Below are 18,212 nucleotides of genomic sequence, written 5' to 3'. Positions count from 1 at the left end.
TGGACAATCTGGGGGAGAAGGCGATGCGTTGGTCGATCGGATTTGGGTTGTTGGCGAGCGCGTTGGCATTGGCAACGCCGGTTCTGGCGCAGGACGCGCGGATGACCGCGACGGCGGCTCCGGCCGAGCCGACCGCGATCCCGCTCAACACCGGCGGCGTGAAGGGGCAGGCCGCGCCCGAAGCTTGGTTCAGCCAGTACGGTGTCGCGATGACGCGCAACGTCACGTCCGCGACGCTGACGCCGTTCCTGCCCGATCCGGCCAAGGCGACCGGGGCGGCGGTGATCGTCGCGCCGGGCGGCGGTTTCCTGATGCTGTCGATGGAGAATGAGGGCTGGCGCGTGGCGAAGGCGCTCGCCGACCGGGGCATCGCGGCGTTCGTGCTGAAATACCGGCTGAAGCCGACTCCGGCGGACATGGGCGGGTTCGAGCAATCGGTCACGGCCATGTTCGCCGGTGCCGTGCAACCGCAGAGGCGGATGAGCCCGGACGAGGCGATCGCCGGGCTCAGCGACCAGATCGCCGATGCACGCGCTGCAATCGCGCTGGTGCGGACGCGCGCGACCGAGTGGAAGGTCGACCCCGCCCGCGTCGGCATGGTCGGCTTTTCGGCGGGGGCGATGACGACGATGGCGACCGCGCTGGCCGCGCCCGACACGCATCTGGCCTTCATCGCGCCGATCTATGGATCGATGGAGTCGGTGAAGGTGCCGGCTGACGCCCCGCCGCTGTTCGCGGTGCTCGCCGCCAACGACCCGCTGTTCGCCAACAAGGGATTCGGCCTGATCGAATCCTGGCAGAAGGCGGGGAAGCCGGTTGAGTTCCACCTTTACCAGGCAGGCGGGCACGGCTTCGGGCTGGGCAAGAAAGGCACGACCAGCACCGGCTGGTTCGAGGATTTCATGCACTGGCTCGACGCCAACGGCATGCTCGTACGGCGATGACACGATGCAGGGGGAGACGGGTATGATGCGCTTCACGAGGGTTCGGGCGATCGGGCTGCGCGCCGCGCCGCTGCTGGCGTTGGGTGCGCTGGCGGGGATGCCGTCCAGTGCGGACGGGCAGGATGCGGCACTGGCACCGGCGACCGGTCTCGCACCGTATTTCCAGCCGGTGACGCAAGGGCCCACGACGCCCGACAGCGACGGTTTCCTGCGTCGCTGGCTGTTGCTCGAGCCGATCGACAAGCCCAACCGCAGCAATACGGGCTTCACCGCCACCTATGTCCGGCAGGCGCTGACCACGCAGTATTTCCCCGGCCAGTTCACGGCGATCCCGCGCGACGGCCAAGTCGTGAAAGCGGCTCAACCGCTACGTTGGCACGCACTCGATTCCGGCGCGTTCGACGTCAAGCTGTTCAGCTTCGCCAAGGGCCTCGGCAAGCCGACCTACGGCGTGATCTTCTGGGCGGTGACGATCGTCGACAGCCCGCGCGAGATGCGCGACGTGCGGCTGGCGGTCGGGTCGAACTCGGCGTCGATCTGGTGGCTGAACGGCAAGGAGACGGCCGGGCTGTTCAACGATCGCCGCATGGTGATGGACGACGTGCTGTCGGACCGCGTGACTCTGCGCAAGGGCCGCAACGTCCTGCGCGGCGCGGTGATCAACGGACCCGGCCTGAGCGACTTCTGCGTACGCTTCGTCGACGAGGCCGGCCGGCCGATCACCGACCTCAAGACCGATGTCCGCTAGCATGGAGACCCTCATGACGCGTCTTGCCGCCGTCGCTCTCGGGCTGTCCGCGATCCTCGCCGCCGGGGCGCCGCCCGCCACCGCGCAGTTGCAGGGGGAGACGTTCATCCACGATCCGTCGACGGTGACCGAGTCCGACGGCAAATACTACACGTTCGGCACGCGCGGCGGTGGGCTGGTCTCCGACGACGGCTGGACATGGCGCAGCGGTCCCGAGCGTCCCGGCGGCGGCGTCGCGCCCGACGTGATCAAGATCGGCGATCGCTATTACGTCGCCTATGCGGTCGGGGGCGGGGGCATGTCCGGCGGGCATGCCAGCCAGGTCAAGATCATGTGGACGCTGTCGCTCGATCCGACATCGCCGCGGTTCGAATATCACGACGTCGGCGTGGTCGCGTCGAGCGACGGGGTGGAGACCGCCGACGCGATCGACCCCGCATTCCTGTACGTCGATGGTCATTTGTGGCTGACCTACGGCACCTATTTCGGGCCGATCCGCATCATCGAACTCGATCCGAAGACCGGCCTACGCGTCGCAGGCAATCAGCCGGTCGACGTCGCGATCGACATGGAAGCCACCGCGATGATGCACCGCGACGGCTGGTATTATTTGCTCGGCACGCACGGGACGTGCTGCGACGGGCCGAATTCGACCTACCATATCCGCGTCGGCCGATCGCGCAGTCCGCTCGGGCCGTATGTCGATCACATGGGGACGCCGCTGCTGCGCGGCGGCGGCAAGCTGGTCGTCAGCGCACGCGGTCGCAATATCGGCCCCGGTCATTTCGGGCTGATCGAACTCGAGGGCGGCGTCGAGAAATTCTCGATGCATTACGAGGCGGACATGGATCGCAGCGGCCGCAGCGTGCTGGGAATAGAGCCGCTCCGCTGGACCGACGGCTGGCCGGTCGCGGGCGAGAACATCGTCCCCGGCACCTATGAAGTCGCCTCCGAACGCAGCGGCTATGCACTCGGCCTCGCCACCGATGTCGTCAGGATCGCGTTCGACCCGCGTCGCGCCTTCATGGCCAAGCCGACCGACCCGGTCAGCCCGATCCCCGACCAGACATTGGCGCAGGGTTCGGCGGGCTGGCCGCAGGGTCGCATCCGCGTCGACCTCGCCGACTATATGAACCGCCCGCACCAATTGTGGACGATCGCACCGGCGGCGGGGGGCGGCGGGTATTTTGGTGCACCCTATTACACGATCACCATCGCCGGGACGACGCGCGTGCTCGCCGCGACCGCGCAGGGCGAGGTCGAGACGGTGCCAGCGTTCACGGGCGCGACCGAGCAGATGTGGCGGATCGATCAGCTGAGCGACGGCACCTACCGCATCATGCCGAAGTCCGTACCGGGTGGCCGCGCAAACCTGGCGCTCGTCGCGATCAGCGCGAGCACCCCGACGCTCGCCGCGTTCGATCCGGTCAGCCCAGCCGGGCGCTGGACCTTCAAGCGGCCGTAGTCGATTTCGGCCGACGTTGACGCCGGCCGAGATTGAACTACTCCTACAAGTATCGAAAAGATGGGCTGCCTCATGGGGGCCGAAAGGGAGAGTATGGACCTGTTCACGCACCGCACTTCACAGTCGGGTTCCGGCCTGACGCGCGCGCTTACCGCGCTGACGTTCGCGCCGCTGATGCTCGCGGGCGCATTTGTCGCGACGCCGTCGGTGGCGCAGGACGCCGCGGCACCGACCGTGACGGCGACGTTGCAGGCGGACAAGCCAGGCGCGGTCGTCCACCGCGACGTGTTCGGGCAGTTCGCCGAGCATCTCGGCCACGGCATCTATGGCGGGATCTGGGTGGGCAAGGGCTCGCGCATCCCCAATGACGGCGGCTATCGTCGCGACGTGCTGGACGCCCTGAAGGCGATCAACGTGCCGATGGTGCGCTGGCCCGGCGGGTGTTTCGGCGACGAATATCATTGGCGTGACGGGATCGGTGCGACCAAGTCGCGCCCGACCAAGGTCAACACCAACTGGGGCGGCGTCAACGAGGACAACGCGTTTGGCACGCACGAATATTTCGGGCTGATGGACCGCCTTGGCGCCAGCACCTACGTCTCCGCCAACGTCGGCAGCGCACCGCCGTCCGAAACCGCGCAATGGGTCGAGTACATGACCGCCGCGAAAGGCACGACCGTGCTGGCCAAGGAGCGCGAGCGCAACGGGCATGCCGCACCGTGGAAGATCCAGTATCTCGGCATCGGCAACGAGCTTTGGGGCTGCGGCGGCAACATGCGCGCCGAATATGCCGCCGACCTGACCAACCGTTATGCGCAGTTCGCCAAGTCCGCGAACGGCCCGATGCTCAAGATCGCGAGTGGCCCGAGCGACTCGAACTACGAGTGGACCGAGGCGATGATGCGGATCGCCGGCAAGAACATCGATGGGCTGGGGCTGCATTACTACACGCGGCCGCGCGACAAGGACTGGAAGGATAAGGGCGCGGCGATCGGCTTTCCCGAGCGCGAATGGGCGACCACCATGTCGCACACGCTGGAGATGGAGGAGTTCATCACCAAGCATTCGGGGATCATGGACAAGTATGATCCGGCCAAGCGCGTGATGCTCGCGGTCGACGAATGGGGCACGTGGTACGATCCGACGCCGGGCAGCAATCCCGGTTTCCTTGAGCAGCAGAATTCGTTGCGCGACGCGGTGGTTGCCGGGCTCAACCTCAACATCTTCGCGCATCATGCCGATCGTGTCCGGATGGCGGCGATCGCGCAGATGGTGAACGTGTTGCAGGCAATGCTGCTCACCGACGGCGCGAAGATGGTGAAGACGCCGACCTATTGGGTGTTCGACCTCTACAAGCCGTGGCAGGGCGCGACGTCGTTGCCGATCCAGGTGACCTCGCCCTGGTATCACAAGGACGAGGTGGCGGTGCCCGCGGTCAGCGCATCTGCGGTGCGCGATGCGGCGGGGCAGGTGCATGTCGCGCTGGTCAACCTCGATCCGAACCGCGCGATGCCGGTGTCGGTATCGCTCGCCGGATTACAGGCGACGCAGGCAAGCGGGCGGATCATCACCGGTACCGCGATGGACGCGCATAACAGCTTCGACGCGCCGGACACGGTCGTGCCGCAGCCGTTCACGGGTGCGCAGGTGACGGGGGGCAATCTGACGCTCACGGTGCCGGCGAAGTCGGTGCTGGTCCTCGATCTCCGCTGATCGGGCGATGGCCGTCGAACCCACGCGTCGCGACATGCTGGAAGGCGCAGCGGCGGTCGCCGTCGCTGCGCTTGCCGGACCCGGCGCTGGACCGGGTCAGGCGTGGGCGGCGGTCCCAGCCGATGGCCCTCGGCTCTGGTACCGGCAGCCGGCGGTCGCCTGGACTGAGGCGTTGCCGGTCGGCAATGGCCGGCTCGGCGCGATGGTGTTCGGCGGGACCGCCAGCGAGCGGTTGCAACTGAACGAGGATACGCTGTGGACCGGGGGGCCGTATGATCCGGTCAACCCGGCGGCGCACGCGGCGCTGCCCGAGGTGCGGCGGTTGATCGACGCGGGCAAGTTCGCCGAGGCGCAGGCGCTCGCCAATGCGCAGGTCATGGGCCTGCCCAAGACTCAGATGGCGTACCAGCCGGTCGGCGACCTGATGCTGGAGATGCCCGGCGGGTCGGGGGCTGTCGGCGACTATGTCCGGCAGCTCGATCTCGATGCGGCGGTCGCGACCACCAGTTTCACGATGGGCGGCACGCGGTTTCGGCGCGATGTGTTCGCGTCGCCCGAGGATCAGGTGATCGCGGTGCACCTTGTTGGCGATCGGCCGTTCGACCTACTGGTGGGCCTCCAGTCGCCGCAGCTTGGCGCGAGCGTCTCGATCGACGGCGCGACGGTGACGCTGGCCGGGCATAATGGCGAACGTGCGGGGATTGCGGGGCGGTTGCGGTTCGCGGCGCGCGCGCGCGTTTCGACGGTGGGCGGTGTCGTCTCGAAAGATGGCAACCGGGTTCGCATCACGGGAGCACGCGCGGTCACGGTGCTGGTGGCGATGGCGACGAGTTATCGCCGGTTCGACGATGTGAGCGGCAACCCGGAAGCGGCGACGCTCGCCACGCTCGATCGTGCCAGCCTTCGCGGTATTGAGCGGATCCGCGCAGAAATGAGTGCCGCGCACCGTGCGCTGTTCCGTCGCGTGACACTCGATCTCGGACGCACTGCGGCGGCGGACAAGCCGACCGACGAGCGCGTCCGCGCCAACCGTGCCGACGATGATCCGGCACTGGCGACGCTGTATTTCGACTATGGCCGCTATCTGCTGATCGCGTCGTCGCGACCGGGGACGCAGCCGGCGAACTTGCAGGGTATCTGGAACGACGCGATCAAGCCGCCGTGGGAATCCAAATACACCGTCAATATCAACACCGAGATGAACTATTGGCCGGCGGAAGTGACCGCGCTGGCCGAGTGCACCGCGCCGCTGGTGCAGATGGTGCGCGAACTGGCGATCACGGGTGAGCGCACGGCGCGGACGATGTATGGTGCACGTGGGTGGATGTGTCATCACAACACCGATCTGTGGCGCGCGACGGCGCCGATCGACGGGGCGCAATGGGGGCTGTGGCCGACCGGTGGCGCTTGGCTGTGCACGCATCTGTGGGATCGCTACGATTACGGGCGCGACCTTGCCTATCTGCGCTCGGTCTATCCGCTGATGCGCGGGGCGGCGTTGTTCTTCCTCGATACGTTGCAGACCGATCCGGCGACCGGCGCGCTGGTGACCAATCCGTCGCTGTCGCCCGAGAACATCCACCCAGCGGGCGCATCGATCTGCGCGGGGCCGGCGATGGACATGCAGATCCTGCGCGATCTGTTCGACCAGGTCGGGCAGGCGGCGGCATTGCTCAAGATCGATGCGCCGTTTGCGACGGAGGTGGCGGCGGCGCGCGCGCGGCTCGCACCCGATCATATCGGCGCGGAGGGTCAGCTTCAGGAGTGGCAGCGCGACTGGGACGCCGCCGCGCCCGAGCCTCATCACCGCCATGTCTCGCATCTTTACGGGCTGTTCCCGAGCGACCAGATCGATCTCGACCGCACGCCTGCGCTGGCACAGGCGGCGCGGCGGTCGCTGGAACTGCGGGGCGACGAGTCGACCGGCTGGGCGACCGCGTGGCGTGCGAACCTGTGGGCGCGGCTGCGCGATGGCGATCACGCGCACCGTATCCTCGCCTTCCTGCTGGGCCCCGAGCGGACCTATCCCAATCTGTTCGACGCGCATCCGCCGTTCCAGATCGACGGCAATTTCGGCGGCACGCGGGCGATGGCGGAAATGCTGATGCAGAGTCGGGGCGACGAAATCTTGTTGCTGCCCGCGCTACCGGGGGCGTGGCCTGCGGGGTCAGTGACTGGGCTGCGCGCGCGCGGACGGTGTTCGGTCGACCTGCGTTGGCAGGGCGGCGAACTGGTCGAGGCGGTGGTTCGTGGCGAGATGTCGGGGCGTCGCGTGATCCGGCTCGGCGCGCGGGGGGGCGAGGTCGTGCTGAGCCCGGGGAAAGCGGTGAGACTTCGCGGCACCGGCCTCGCACGCGCGTGAACAACAAAAGGGGATGTCCGTGAACAAGCTTCTCGTTGCACTCGGCACTGCGTTGATGCTGTCGACCGGTTCCGCTTCGGCGCAGGTCAAGACGCCCGGACCGCCGCCGGTTGCCGGTGCTAAGCCGGTGACGATCGAGCGGATCACCGTCCACTCGCCCGCGATCGAGGGCAATCTCGAAGGCGAGAGCCCGGACCGCGCAGTGCTGGTGGTGCTGCCGCCGAGCTATCGCGCCAACCCGACGCGGCGCTATCCCGTCGTGTACGCGTTCCACGGCTATTCGATCGGCGCGGAGCAGTGGATCGGCGAGATCCACGTGCCGCAGACGATCGAGGGCGCGTTCGCGAAGGGCGCGCGTGAGATGATCGTCGTGATCCCCGACAGCAAGACCGCGCATAACGGGTCCTTCTATTCGAGTTCGGTCACGGTCGGCGATTTCGAGACGTTCGTCGCGCGCGACTTGGTCGGCTATGTCGACGGCCATTACCGGACGATCGCGGACCGTCGCAGCCGCGGGCTCGCGGGACATTCGATGGGCGGCTACGGCACCGCGCGGATCGGCATGAAGCACGCGGACGTGTTCGGCGCGCTCTACATGATGAGCCCGTGCTGCCTGTCGACGCGCGCGCTCGGCACACCCGATACGGCGACCGAGACGGCGATCCGCGCGCTGCGTTCGCCCGCGGACAGCGCGACCCTGTCATGGGGGCAGCGCGCGCAACTCGCGACCGCCGCGGCCTGGTCGCCCAACCCCAAGGCGCCGCCACTGTATCTCGATCTGCCGGTCAAGGACGGCGTGCCGCAACCCGACGTGCTGGCGCGCTGGGCGGCCAATGCGCCGCTGGCGATGCTCGACCAATATGCCGGCAATCTCCGGCGCTATGCAGCGATCGGGATCGACGTCGGCGACCGCGACGGGCTGAAGGACGATGCCGGCAAGCTCCACGCCGCGCTCGACAGCTACGGGATCCCGAACAGCTTCGAGGTGTATCCGGGCGATCATACCAGCGGCGTCGCCGGCCGCGTGCAGGACACGATGATGCCGTTCTTCTCGCGCGCGCTGGCGTTCGGCAAATGAGGGTCGCGGTGGCGGTCGCGCTGGGGCTGCTGGCGACGGCTGCGTCGGCGCAGGTGTGGCGATCGGACCAGGGCGACGGGAGCTTCCGCAATCCGGTGCTGTTCGCGGATTATCCCGATCCCGACATCATCCGGGTCGGCAGCGACTATTATTTCGCGACGACGACGTTCGCGAATACGCCCGGCATCACGATCCTGCACAGCCGCGATCTGATCAACTGGACGCTCGCGTCGCACCTCGTCGATCGGCTGGAGGGCACGCCCGAATACGATCTGAAGGGCGGCAACGCGTACCGGCACGGGCTGTATGCGTCGTCCTTACGCTACCACGCCGGCACCTATTATCTCGCCAATACGCCGGTCGGGCAGAAGACGCGGATCTGGTACGCGAAGGACGTGCGCGGGCCGTGGCGCTATCACGAACTGGAGCGCGAGGCGTTCGATCCGGGGCTGTTCATCGAGCCGGACGGGCGCGCGTATCTTGCGACCGCGAGCACCGCGGACGGCACGATCGCGCTGCTGACACTCGACAAGCAACTAGCGCACGTCACCGCGTCGCAGAAAGTGCATTACATCAAGGGCGCGGAGGGATCGAAGATCATCCGGCGCGGTACGTATTATTACCTCTTCAACGCGCTGCCGCCGCGGCTGGGGCTGACCGTGTCGCGGTCGCGCAGCCTGTTCGGACCGTGGGAAACGCGCGACCAGATCGACGACAAGACGGGTGGGCATCAAGGCGCTTTGGTCGACCTGCCCGATGGCCGCTGGTTCGGCTTCGTGATGGAGGATAGCGGCGCGATTGGGCGGATGACGAACCTCAGCCCGGTGTTCTGGCAGGACGACTGGCCGGTATGGGGGACGCGCGAGGCGCCCGGTCGCGTGCCGCGGCGTGCCGCCAAACCGATCCTGGGTGGGGCGTTCGCGGAGCCGGCGACGTCGGACGATTTCGGTAAACCGACGCTCGGGTTGCAGTGGCAGTGGAACCACAATCCCGAGCCTTCGCGCTGGTCGTTGAGCGAGCGGCCGGGTTGGTTGCGGCTGAAGCCGACGGTCGCGACCGGGTTCTGGAGCGCGCGCAATACGCTGGTGCAGAAGGGGCAGGGGCCGGCGAGCCGGGCCGAGGTGAAGCTCGACATCCGCCATCTGGCACCGGGCGATCGCTGCGGGTTCGGGACGTTCGGGCAGTTCAGTGGGAATATCACGGTGCAGGGCGCGGCGGTGGGCAAGGCCACGCTGGCGATGGAGGTGACCGAAGACACGGTCGCCGGTGCCCGGAGCGAGGTTCGCGCCACCGCGCCGTTGCCGCGGACCGAGGCGCTGTGGTTGCGGACCGACATGGACTTCACGACCGACCGGGCGCGCGTGGCGTATAGTGTGGACGGGCGGCGCTGGACCGGGCTGGGCGGCGACTTTCCGCTCGCGTTCGCGTGGCGGACGGGGACGTTCCAGGGCGAGCAGCTCGCGGTGTTCTGCTACGCGCCGACGGGGAGTTTGGGGTGGCTGGACGTCGACCGGTTCACGCTGTCGGCGTTGCCGCCGGGCAAGCCGGAGCGGGTGCGTTAGGACTAAGCGACCAACGTAGCGACCACGCCAACCCTCCGTCATCCTGACGAAAGTCAGGATCCAGAGTAACGGACGCGAACTCGTGGCTCTGGATCCTGCCTTTCGTCAGGATGATGGGTGGGGTTTGGTTCGGGTTCAAGACCCGAACCCGAAACCAGTCGCCTATTTCAACAACGCAGCGTCCGCCCATGTCGCAGGTTGCGGCGCCCCGGCATTCGCCGCACCGCTCCCCCGCGCCACCAGTTCGACAATCCGTACACCCGTCACCTTCGCCTCGAGCGGGACCGCTGCCTCACCAAACCCCATCGGCCGGGACTTGGCCAGCAGGCGACCATCGCCCCAGACCTCGAACACCGTCGTGCCCGAACGCGGCTGGCCGGAATCGTTGATGCCGACCTTGGCGGCGAACCGCGCATAGCCCTGGTTGCGCACTTCGAGGCGGGAGTTTGCGAGCACGCCGATCCCCGTGTCGAAGTCGGTGCCGGCCACGCGCAACAGCTTGCCGTATGGCGCGCGGTCGGATTCGGCGCCGCCCCAGCCGCCATATTGCGGGTGCTCGCCGCCGCCGCGGGTGCCCGTCCACGGCGTGATCGACTGGTAGATCGTCGGATCCGGCTGCGGCACGACCACGCCATCGGTTGCCGGATTGACGCGGCCGGTCTGCTCGGAAAGGTATAGCCCGCCCGGCAACCGCCGCGTGCCGGTCGCGCGGAAAATCAGTGTCTCGTGCGGCGCGAGCGTCACCGCGATCTCCTTGCGGAAGCTCTGCTCCTTCTTGGTCCAGAGGTCCTTCAGGCGCACGTCGGCGGTCGGCAGCATCTTGAGTTGTTCGGCGGTCAGCACCGCCTTGGCAGGCGAGGCGGTACGGTTGAACAATGCGACGCCCTTGCTGCCGTCCGCGAGCGTCTTGACGAAGGTCTGCACCTCCGACGAGTCATAGGCGAGCACCGCCTGGTTGCCCGCCGAATCCTGGTTCAGCGCAACGATATCCGCGTTGCCGAAGATCGCGAGCAGGTCCGGCGTAAGCTTGCGCAAGTCGTAGCCGATGATCAGCGGCGCGTTGAGCATCGCCCACAATGCGAAGTGCGAGCGCGCCTCCGCGCTGTGTGCCGCGTCGAAATCGCCGGTGCCGACGAACAGCATGTCGGGGTCGTTCCACGATCCCGGATGCGCGTAGAGCGCGCGGTGCGTGACGGTGTCGAGGTTGGTGAGCATCCGCGGCCAGACCGGCTGGATGTCGTCGCTGGTGCGCGAGGTGTTGCCGACGTCCTTGCCCCACGCGCGCACGTCGCCCGCGCCCCACAGGCATAGCGAATACACGTACGCGCGGTCGCCGGCGTGCGTGTGCAGCGCGGTGTGGACCTGTTCGTAGAGGCCGCGGATACCGGCGATGTCCGTTCCACCAAGCGACTGCATGTCGACGAGTGGTGTGAGGGCGCGGTACAGGCCGGACTTCACGCGCGGTGCGTCCACGGGCAGGCCGCGCGCGCCGCAGCCGTCGACCTTCAGGAAATCGAAGTTCCATTCCGCGAAGAACAGTCGGATGTCCTGGTCGACATGACCGTACAGCCCGACCTCGCGCTCGGCGACGCTGCCCTCGGGCTGGTTCTTGAAATCGGGGGTGTAGATCTGGCCGCAGCTGTTGCGGCCGATGTCCGAATAGATGCCGACCTTGAGGCCCATCGCGTGGAGCCGGTCGGTAAACGGGCGGAAGCTCGTGTCTGCACCGGTCGCGGCGGACGGGAAGTGGCTGGTGCGGATCAGCAGCCGGCCGTCGGGTTGGCGACGCTTCAGCCACCAGCCATCGTCGATATTGACGTAGCGATAGCCGATGTCGCGCAACTTGGTGTCGATCAGCGCCTGCGCCGAGGCGAGCACCTTTTCCTCGTCGACGTCGCTGTTGAAGGCGTTCCACGAACTCCAGCCCATCGGCGGCACGGCTGCGGAGCCATCGGTATTGGCGCTCCATTTTCCGGTCGGGGTCAGCGGATCCGCCAGTGCCGCGATCGGCGTGCAGAGCGCGACCAGCGCGGTGCCGAGCGTCGCGAGTGTCCGTACGCGGCTCACTTCGGCAGCTCCGCCGACTGGCGCGCCGTGAAGCTGGCCGTCTGCCCCGCGACACCCGTGCCGGGCTGCCCCGCGCCCACCGTCACGCGGTAGGTGCCGGCAGCGACCGAACGTGCACCGTCCAGCGCGACCGAACTCAGATCGCGCGGCGACAGGTCGAACGTCAGGCTGCGTGCTTCACCGGGGCGGAGTGCGACGCGCTGGAACCCGCGCAGCGCGATCCGCGGGGTGCCAGGCCGATCGGGAAAGTCGAGATAGAGTTGCGCGACCTCCTCGCCGGGTCGATCGCCCTGGTTGGTCAGTCGCGTGGTGACGCGCAGGCCGTTCTCGGCGCCGCCGCGTACGGGCGTGACGGTCAGCGGTGCATAGCCAAACTTCGTGTAGCTGAGCCCGTGGCCGAACGGATAGACCGGCGTGCCCGCGAAATAGCGATAGGTGCGGCCCTTCATCGCGTAATCGCCGAACGGCGGCAGGTCGCCGACGCTGCGATAGAAGGTGAGCGGCAGGCGGCCCGACGGGTTGGTGCGGCCGGTCAGGATGTTGGCCGCGGCGGTGCCGCCGGTCTCGCCCGGATACCAGGCCTCCAGCACCGCGGCGGCATTGTCCTTCGCCCAGGCGAGGTTGATCGGGCTGCCGTTCATCGTGACGAGCACGATCGGCTTGCCGGTGGCCTTGGCCTGTTCGAGCATCGCGATCTGGTCCGCGGGCAGGTCGAGCGTGGTCTTGTCGCCACCCGAGAAGCCCGGCACCGTCACGCCGGTTTCCTCGGCCTCCAGGTCGGAGGTGAGGCCGACCACCGCGACCAGCACGTCGGCGCCAGCGGCCGCGCGACGAAGCTCGGCGGACGGCGCATCCGACACGCGCTTCCAAACCAGGTCGATCCCGCTGCCCTCCGCGCGGATCGCATAGCGCTTGCCGCCTTCGAGTTTCAGCGTCGTCATGCCGGGCAGGTCGTTCCAGCGTGCCTTGCGCCGGTCGGAGATCATCTTGTTGTCGAGCGTCAGCGTGCCGCCCGATCCCGACAGGCCGACGCGGTAGGTGCCGCTTTCCGGGGGCACAAGGAAGCCGGTCCATTCGGTACGGTGGACGTCGGTGACGCGTGCGAGATCGAGGTTGCGATCGCCGACGTCCGGCTCGATGCGCGTTACTACCGGCTGCGCCTGGTACTTGGCGGCGGCGACGAGTTTCTCGCGCGCGCCGCGGGCGTATTGCGCGGGCATCGGCGTCGTCGGATTATAGTAGCGCGCGAGCAGGCCGGGCTTGCCGTCGGGCGTGAGCAGCGCGGATGTCGGCACGCGGTCGCCGTCCGTGACGGACTCGCCGAACGGCACGAGCGTGACCTGGCTTGTACCGAGCGCGGTCTTCAGCCCCTCCAGCACCGATATCGGCTGGCCCGACAGCGGCGACGAATAATTGCCGCGGAGTACGCGCGTCGCATCGCCGAGCGGGCCGATCACGGCGAGCTTCACGCCTGGCTTGAGCGGCAGGATGCCGTCGTTCTTCAGCAGCACCATCGACCGTTCGGCCGCAGCCAGCGCCAGTCGCCGATGCTCGGGGGCGCCGACGACGCTGGTCGGCAACGCCTTGGGGGCGCCGGCAAGTCCGAGCAGGTCGCCGTTGCGATACCGCGCGGTGAACAGGCGGACGAGGCTCTGGTCGACGTCCGCCTCGGTGATCAGGTCGCGGTTCAGAGCCTCGCGGTACCGGGTCTCCAAGCCCGCGGTGTCGCCCAGCGTCTCGCCGTTGCACTCGTTGTCGACGCCCGCGCGCATCGCGGCGGCGACCGCGGCGGCGCTGTCGGGCGCGTATTTATGGTTGTCGGCGATGTCCTTCACCGCGTCGCAATCGGACACGACATAGCCCTTGAAGCCCCACGCACCGCGCAAATGCTCCTTGAGCAACAGGTCGCTGGCGCAGGCCGGCTGGCCGTCGATGCGGTTGTACGCGCACATCACCGAGCCTGCATGCCCGTCGACCAAGGCGGCGCGGAAGGCGGGGAGGTAGGTGTCCTCCAGGTCGTGCGCGGAGATGTAGACGTTGGCCTGGTGGCGCGTGCCCTCGGGGCCGCTGTGGACCGCGAAGTGCTTGGGCGTGGCAATCACCTGCGGGCGATCGGGGTTGGGGCCCTGCATTCCGGTCACGAACGCGACGCCCATCGTCGCGGTCAGGAACGGATCCTCGCCATACGTCTCCTGCCCGCGGCCCCAGCGCGGATCGCGGAAGATGTTGATGTTGGGCGACCATGTGTCGAGCCCGGTGCCGATATGCCCGTTCCTGCCGGTCTCGCGACCGAGCGTGTGCAGCCCGCGCACCTCCTCGCTGATCGCACTCGCGACGTCGTGGACGATTGGCGCGTCGAAGCTTGCGGCGAGGCCGATCGGTTCGGGAAAGTTGGTGGTCGCGAGCGGCCCAAGCGCGCCGTGCAGCGACTCGGTCCACCAATTATACGCGGGCACGCCGAGCCGCGGGATGGCGGGCGCGACGTTGAGCAACTGCGGCAGTTTCTCGTCGAGCGTCATCCGCGACACCATCGTCCGCGCCATCTGCTCGGCGGGGTCGGGCGTCGTCCGCAGGCTCGGCGCGGCGGTCGGCTCGCGCGCGATCGCCGGGGAGAATGCGAGCGCGAGCCCGGCCGTCGCCAGGGCTTTCGCCTTCATGGTCATGCGCATCGTCAGTCTCTCCCGTTGCGGCGCGCGTTGGCGGCCGTTCTTGTTCTTCGCACCCGTTCGGGGTTTATCGCGCCGGCAGGACCGGCACTTCGAACGTGCCGACGGGCAGCGGTGCGTCGTCGGCAAGGTTGGTCGCCGGGGCGTCCGCCCAGGCATAGCGGACGCGTGTGACGGGTTGGCCATCGCCGGGCAGCGTCACCTCGGACCCCGCGACCTTGCCCGGAGCGTAGCGACAAGTGCCGACCGCGGCGCCGCACAGTTCGAAGCCGATCGCCTGCGCGGCACTGCGGGCATGCAGCGCGCCCGTCACGCCGCTGAACCGCACCGTGACGCCGCCATCCGCCGAGCGCTTTGCATCGGCGACGGCAGGGCCGGACGGCGCGATCTTCTCGCCGTAGACTGCGACGCGCATCACACGCGCGAGCCTTTGCCCGACCTCGTGCTTCTCGCCGGGATGGATGTCGAGCGCATCGCCGAGGTCGAGCGCGACGGCGATGCCGGCATGCGGGTCCGCCGCCGCCACGCGTCGCTGCGCATCGCGGACGTCGCCCCAGCCGCTCTCGCCCGGCGCGATCGCCGGGCTGCCGTAATTGGCGAGCTGGACGATGCCGAACCCGGTCTCGGGCGTGCCGAAACGGTGACGCCAGTCGGCGATCAACGCGGTCATCCGGCGGTCGTAACCGGGGATGCCGGTGTCGGACTCGCCCTGGTACCAGGCCATCCCGGCGAACTTCGTAGCACCGAGCGGCGCGATCATCGCGTTGTAGAGCGTGCCTGCGCCGTTGATGTCGTCCCACGGCACGCGCGGTGCGGCGCCTGCGAGCCGCTTGGCGATCGCATAGCGCCAGCCGGTGCCGAGCGGCACGCTGCTCCCGTCGGCGAACGACAGTCGCATCGAGTCCGCGGGGCCGGTCATCCCGCCATAGGCATAGACGTCGTCGTCGTTGACGGTGATGACGTTGCGCCCGGCCTTCAAGCTACCGGCGGCCAGCGCGTAGACGCGCGATTGCGACGCGAGGCTACTGCCACCGACGCCCACGCCGTTGACCCAGGTGCGGTCCGCGTCGTCGACCATGCCCAGCACCAACGTCGCCGGGCCGCGTGCCTGCTCGGCGCTCAGCTGGACCTCGTGCTGATACCAGATCATGCCGTTGTAATCGGCGAGTGGGGGCACGCCCCAGGTCTCGAAATTGGTCATCGCGGGCACCGGATGCCAGTCGAGCGCGGCATCCGGCTGCCACGGCTCGCGGCCAGCGGCGTCGCCCGAGCCGTCGCGCCACCAGCTTTCCCAGATCGTCGACGCCTGCCGGTTGGCGGCGGCGGGATCGCGGGCATAGAGCGCGAGCAGATCGGCGGGGGCGCCGAGCCCGGCCTGGCGCAGCGCGGAGTCGCTCATCCACGCGCTGATCCGCGACCCGCCCCAGCTCGAATGCACCGCGCCGATCGGTACGCCCGACGTACGGCGCAGCGCCTGGACCATGTAGAAACACGCGGCCGAGAAGCTGGGTGCCGTGGTCGGACCGGACACCGTCCACGTCGGCTGTTGGGCAAACCGCGCGACCGGTGCGGCGGCGGAGACCTTGGCGATCGTCAGCAGGCGTAGCTTGTCATCGACCTCCGGATGCGCGTCGGGGAACAGGCCCTGTCCCTGCTCGACGCGGAGTTCCATGTTGCTCTGGCCCGAACACAGGAAAACGTCGCCGACCAGGATATCGCGCAGGACGGCCGCACCGCTCGGCGCCGCGATCGTCAGGTCGTACGGACCGCCGGCGGGGAGGGCGGGCAGGCTCGCCGAAAAGCTGCCATCGCGCGCGGCCTTGGCGGTGACGCTGCGCCCCGCCAGCGTGATCATCACGGTTTCACCGGCTGCGGCCTGCCCGGTCAGGACGATGGGCTGCCCGCGTTGGATCACCGCATGATCGCCCATGACGCCATCGAGGCGCGGCGATGCCGACGCAGCGGTCGCACCGATGGTTAGGATCGCGCCGATGGCCAGGCACGCTGTGACGGTCCGCATACTATTCCCCTGACGGCTAGATCGGCTGGAGGCCGTGGCGCTTGATACGGTCGATGAGATCGCGGTGGCCGGGCAGGCTGCTCACCAGCCGCTGCGTCTGCACCTCGTTGTCGTGCCGCGCGCGCCGAGCCAGCGCGACATCGTCGTCGATCGACCCCGGCATCACCGCGGTTCGCGCGCCCATGCCGTACAACACATATTGATAGCTCGCCGACGGGAAGACCTCCTCGGCGCGATCGAATTCGTCATGGATCCAGGGCGACTGGAACCGCCACAGCTCCATCAGGCCCGCCAGCCGGTCGGGGATCGACTCCGGCCGGACGTTGTCACGCCAGAACTCGGTGTCGGTCCGCTTAGTCAGCGCATAATGCAGCTTGAGGAAGTCGATGATCCGGCCCCAGCGATAATGCGCCGTGTCGTTGAAGCGGTGCGAGACGACGTCCATCACTTCGCGACACGCGGGCATCTGCTCGGCGATCATCTTCGCGGACAGCTCGATCAGGACGATCGCGGATGCCTCCAGCGGTTCGAGAAACCCCGCGGCGAGCCCGACCGCGACGCAGTTGCGCACCCAGAATTGCTCGCGGTGGCCGGCACGGATCGCCAGCCGGCGCGCGGTCAGGTCGCGCGCGGCGGGGCCGATATAATCGCGCAATTCCTGCTCGGCGGCGTCCGCGCTGATGTGGCTGCTCGAGAAGACATGGCCGACCCCGCGTCGCGTCGGCAGGCCGATATCCCAGATCCAGCCGGCCGACTGCGCGGTCGAGATCGTGTGGCTCGCGATCGGCGCGTCGGGCACGTCATAGGGCACCTGCATCGCCAGCGCGGTGTCGCAAAACAATATGTCGGTGCAGCTGCGGAACGGCACCTTCATCGCGCCGCCGATCAGCAGCGCGGCAAAGCCGGTGCAATCGATGAACAGGTCGCCCGCGATCGATATGCCCTGTTCGGTATCGAGGTTGGCGATGTCGCCGCTCTCGTCGAGATGCACCTCGGTGACGTCGGCCTTCACATGGCGGACGCCGAGCGTGTCGCAGCAATGCCGCTGAAGGAAATGCGAGAACTTGCCCGCGTCGAGGTGATACGCGTAGTTCGCATGGCCGTCATATTCGGGCGTCGCGATCGTCTTGGGGCCGAGCCCTTCGTCGCAGATCCGGCCCTGCGGCGTGACCGTATCGCAGAACGTCGCACTGCCCTCGTCCGCGAGCCAGTGCGGTGCGAGGTTCACCTGGCCGAAGTGCTGCGGGAGCATCAGCGGGTGATAATAGCCGTCGTCCGGCGCACCGGTGGTCCAGCGATTGAACCGGGCGCCCTGCTTGAACGACGCGTCGCACTGCCGAAACAACTCGGTTTCCGACAAGCCCATCTTCTTGAGCGTCGAACGCAGCGTCGGCCACGTCCCTTCGCCGACGCCGATCGTCGGCACGTTGGGCGATTCGACCAAAGTGACGGTGAAGCCATGCTGGCGCCGCGCCTGGTGCTTGGCCGCGATCACGCCCGCGGTCAGCCACCCTGCGGTGCCGCCGCCGACGATAACGATGTTCTGAATTTCGTGCATGGTGCAGCGTAATCGAAAAAAGGCGGAGC

At 68.0% G+C, this 18,212-nt stretch carries 11 protein-coding genes; 7 read left to right on the top strand and 4 right to left on the bottom strand.

The window, feature by feature from the left end; genetic code table 11:
* The first annotated feature begins 23 nt into the window (after window positions 1-23).
* The 7 genes from J4O76_RS14215 to J4O76_RS14185 all read left to right on the top strand — a co-directional run bounded on the left by J4O76_RS14215 (window position 24) and on the right by J4O76_RS14185 (window position 9,872).
* Window positions 24-944: an alpha/beta hydrolase gene (locus J4O76_RS14215; RefSeq protein WP_426282516.1), complete on the top strand. Its 921-nt coding sequence runs from the start codon at window positions 24-26 to the stop codon at window positions 942-944.
* A 22-nt stretch (window positions 945-966) separates the two neighbouring features.
* Window positions 967-1,692: an acetylxylan esterase gene (locus J4O76_RS14210; protein ID WP_426282515.1), complete on the top strand. Its 726-nt coding sequence runs from the start codon at window positions 967-969 to the stop codon at window positions 1,690-1,692.
* A gap of 1 nt (window position 1,693) precedes the next feature.
* Window positions 1,694-3,157, top strand: coding sequence for a family 43 glycosylhydrolase (locus tag J4O76_RS14205; RefSeq protein WP_426282514.1), 1,464 nt, complete (start codon window positions 1,694-1,696; stop codon window positions 3,155-3,157).
* 174 nt (window positions 3,158-3,331) lie between these two features.
* The gene (locus J4O76_RS14200) at window positions 3,332-4,870 is read left to right on the top strand and encodes an alpha-N-arabinofuranosidase (RefSeq protein ID WP_426282907.1); all 1,539 of its coding nucleotides are present in this window, start codon (window positions 3,332-3,334) and stop codon (window positions 4,868-4,870) included.
* A 7-nt stretch (window positions 4,871-4,877) separates the two neighbouring features.
* Window positions 4,878-7,232, top strand: coding sequence for a glycoside hydrolase family 95 protein (locus J4O76_RS14195; RefSeq protein WP_426282513.1), 2,355 nt, complete (start codon window positions 4,878-4,880; stop codon window positions 7,230-7,232).
* Window positions 7,233-7,287: 55 nt separating this feature from the next.
* Window positions 7,288-8,310 (top strand): alpha/beta hydrolase, encoded by a 1,023-nt coding sequence (locus J4O76_RS14190; protein ID WP_426282905.1) that lies wholly within the window; start codon window positions 7,288-7,290, stop codon window positions 8,308-8,310.
* Window positions 8,307-9,872, top strand: coding sequence for a glycoside hydrolase family 43 protein (locus J4O76_RS14185; protein ID WP_426282512.1), 1,566 nt, complete (start codon window positions 8,307-8,309; stop codon window positions 9,870-9,872). The genes J4O76_RS14190 and J4O76_RS14185 overlap by 4 nt, the downstream gene beginning before the upstream one ends.
* Window positions 9,873-10,034: 162 nt before the next feature.
* Here J4O76_RS14185 and J4O76_RS14180 read toward each other — a convergent pair whose 3' ends face one another.
* The 4 genes from J4O76_RS14180 to J4O76_RS14165 all read right to left on the bottom strand — a co-directional run bounded on the left by J4O76_RS14180 (window position 10,035) and on the right by J4O76_RS14165 (window position 18,183).
* On the bottom strand, window positions 10,035-11,939 hold the full coding sequence (locus J4O76_RS14180) for an NPCBM/NEW2 domain-containing protein (protein ID WP_426282511.1): 1,905 nt from the start codon (window positions 11,937-11,939) through the stop codon (window positions 10,035-10,037).
* Window positions 11,936-14,596, bottom strand: coding sequence for a glycoside hydrolase family 3 C-terminal domain-containing protein (locus J4O76_RS14175; protein ID WP_426282510.1), 2,661 nt, complete (start codon window positions 14,594-14,596; stop codon window positions 11,936-11,938). The genes J4O76_RS14180 and J4O76_RS14175 overlap by 4 nt, the downstream gene beginning before the upstream one ends.
* 76 nt (window positions 14,597-14,672) lie before the next feature.
* Window positions 14,673-16,625: a sialate O-acetylesterase gene (locus J4O76_RS14170; RefSeq protein ID WP_426282509.1), complete on the bottom strand. Its 1,953-nt coding sequence runs from the start codon at window positions 16,623-16,625 to the stop codon at window positions 14,673-14,675.
* 16 nt (window positions 16,626-16,641) lie between these two features.
* Window positions 16,642-18,183: a tryptophan halogenase family protein gene (locus J4O76_RS14165; RefSeq protein WP_426282508.1), complete on the bottom strand. Its 1,542-nt coding sequence runs from the start codon at window positions 18,181-18,183 to the stop codon at window positions 16,642-16,644.
* Window positions 18,184-18,212 lie beyond the last annotated feature (29 nt).

It is taken from the genome of Sphingomonas sp. NFX23, assembly GCF_049887795.1.
Classification (GTDB): Bacteria; Pseudomonadota; Alphaproteobacteria; order Sphingomonadales; family Sphingomonadaceae; genus Sphingomonas.
This window is presented reverse-complemented; position numbering and strand designations above follow the sequence as displayed.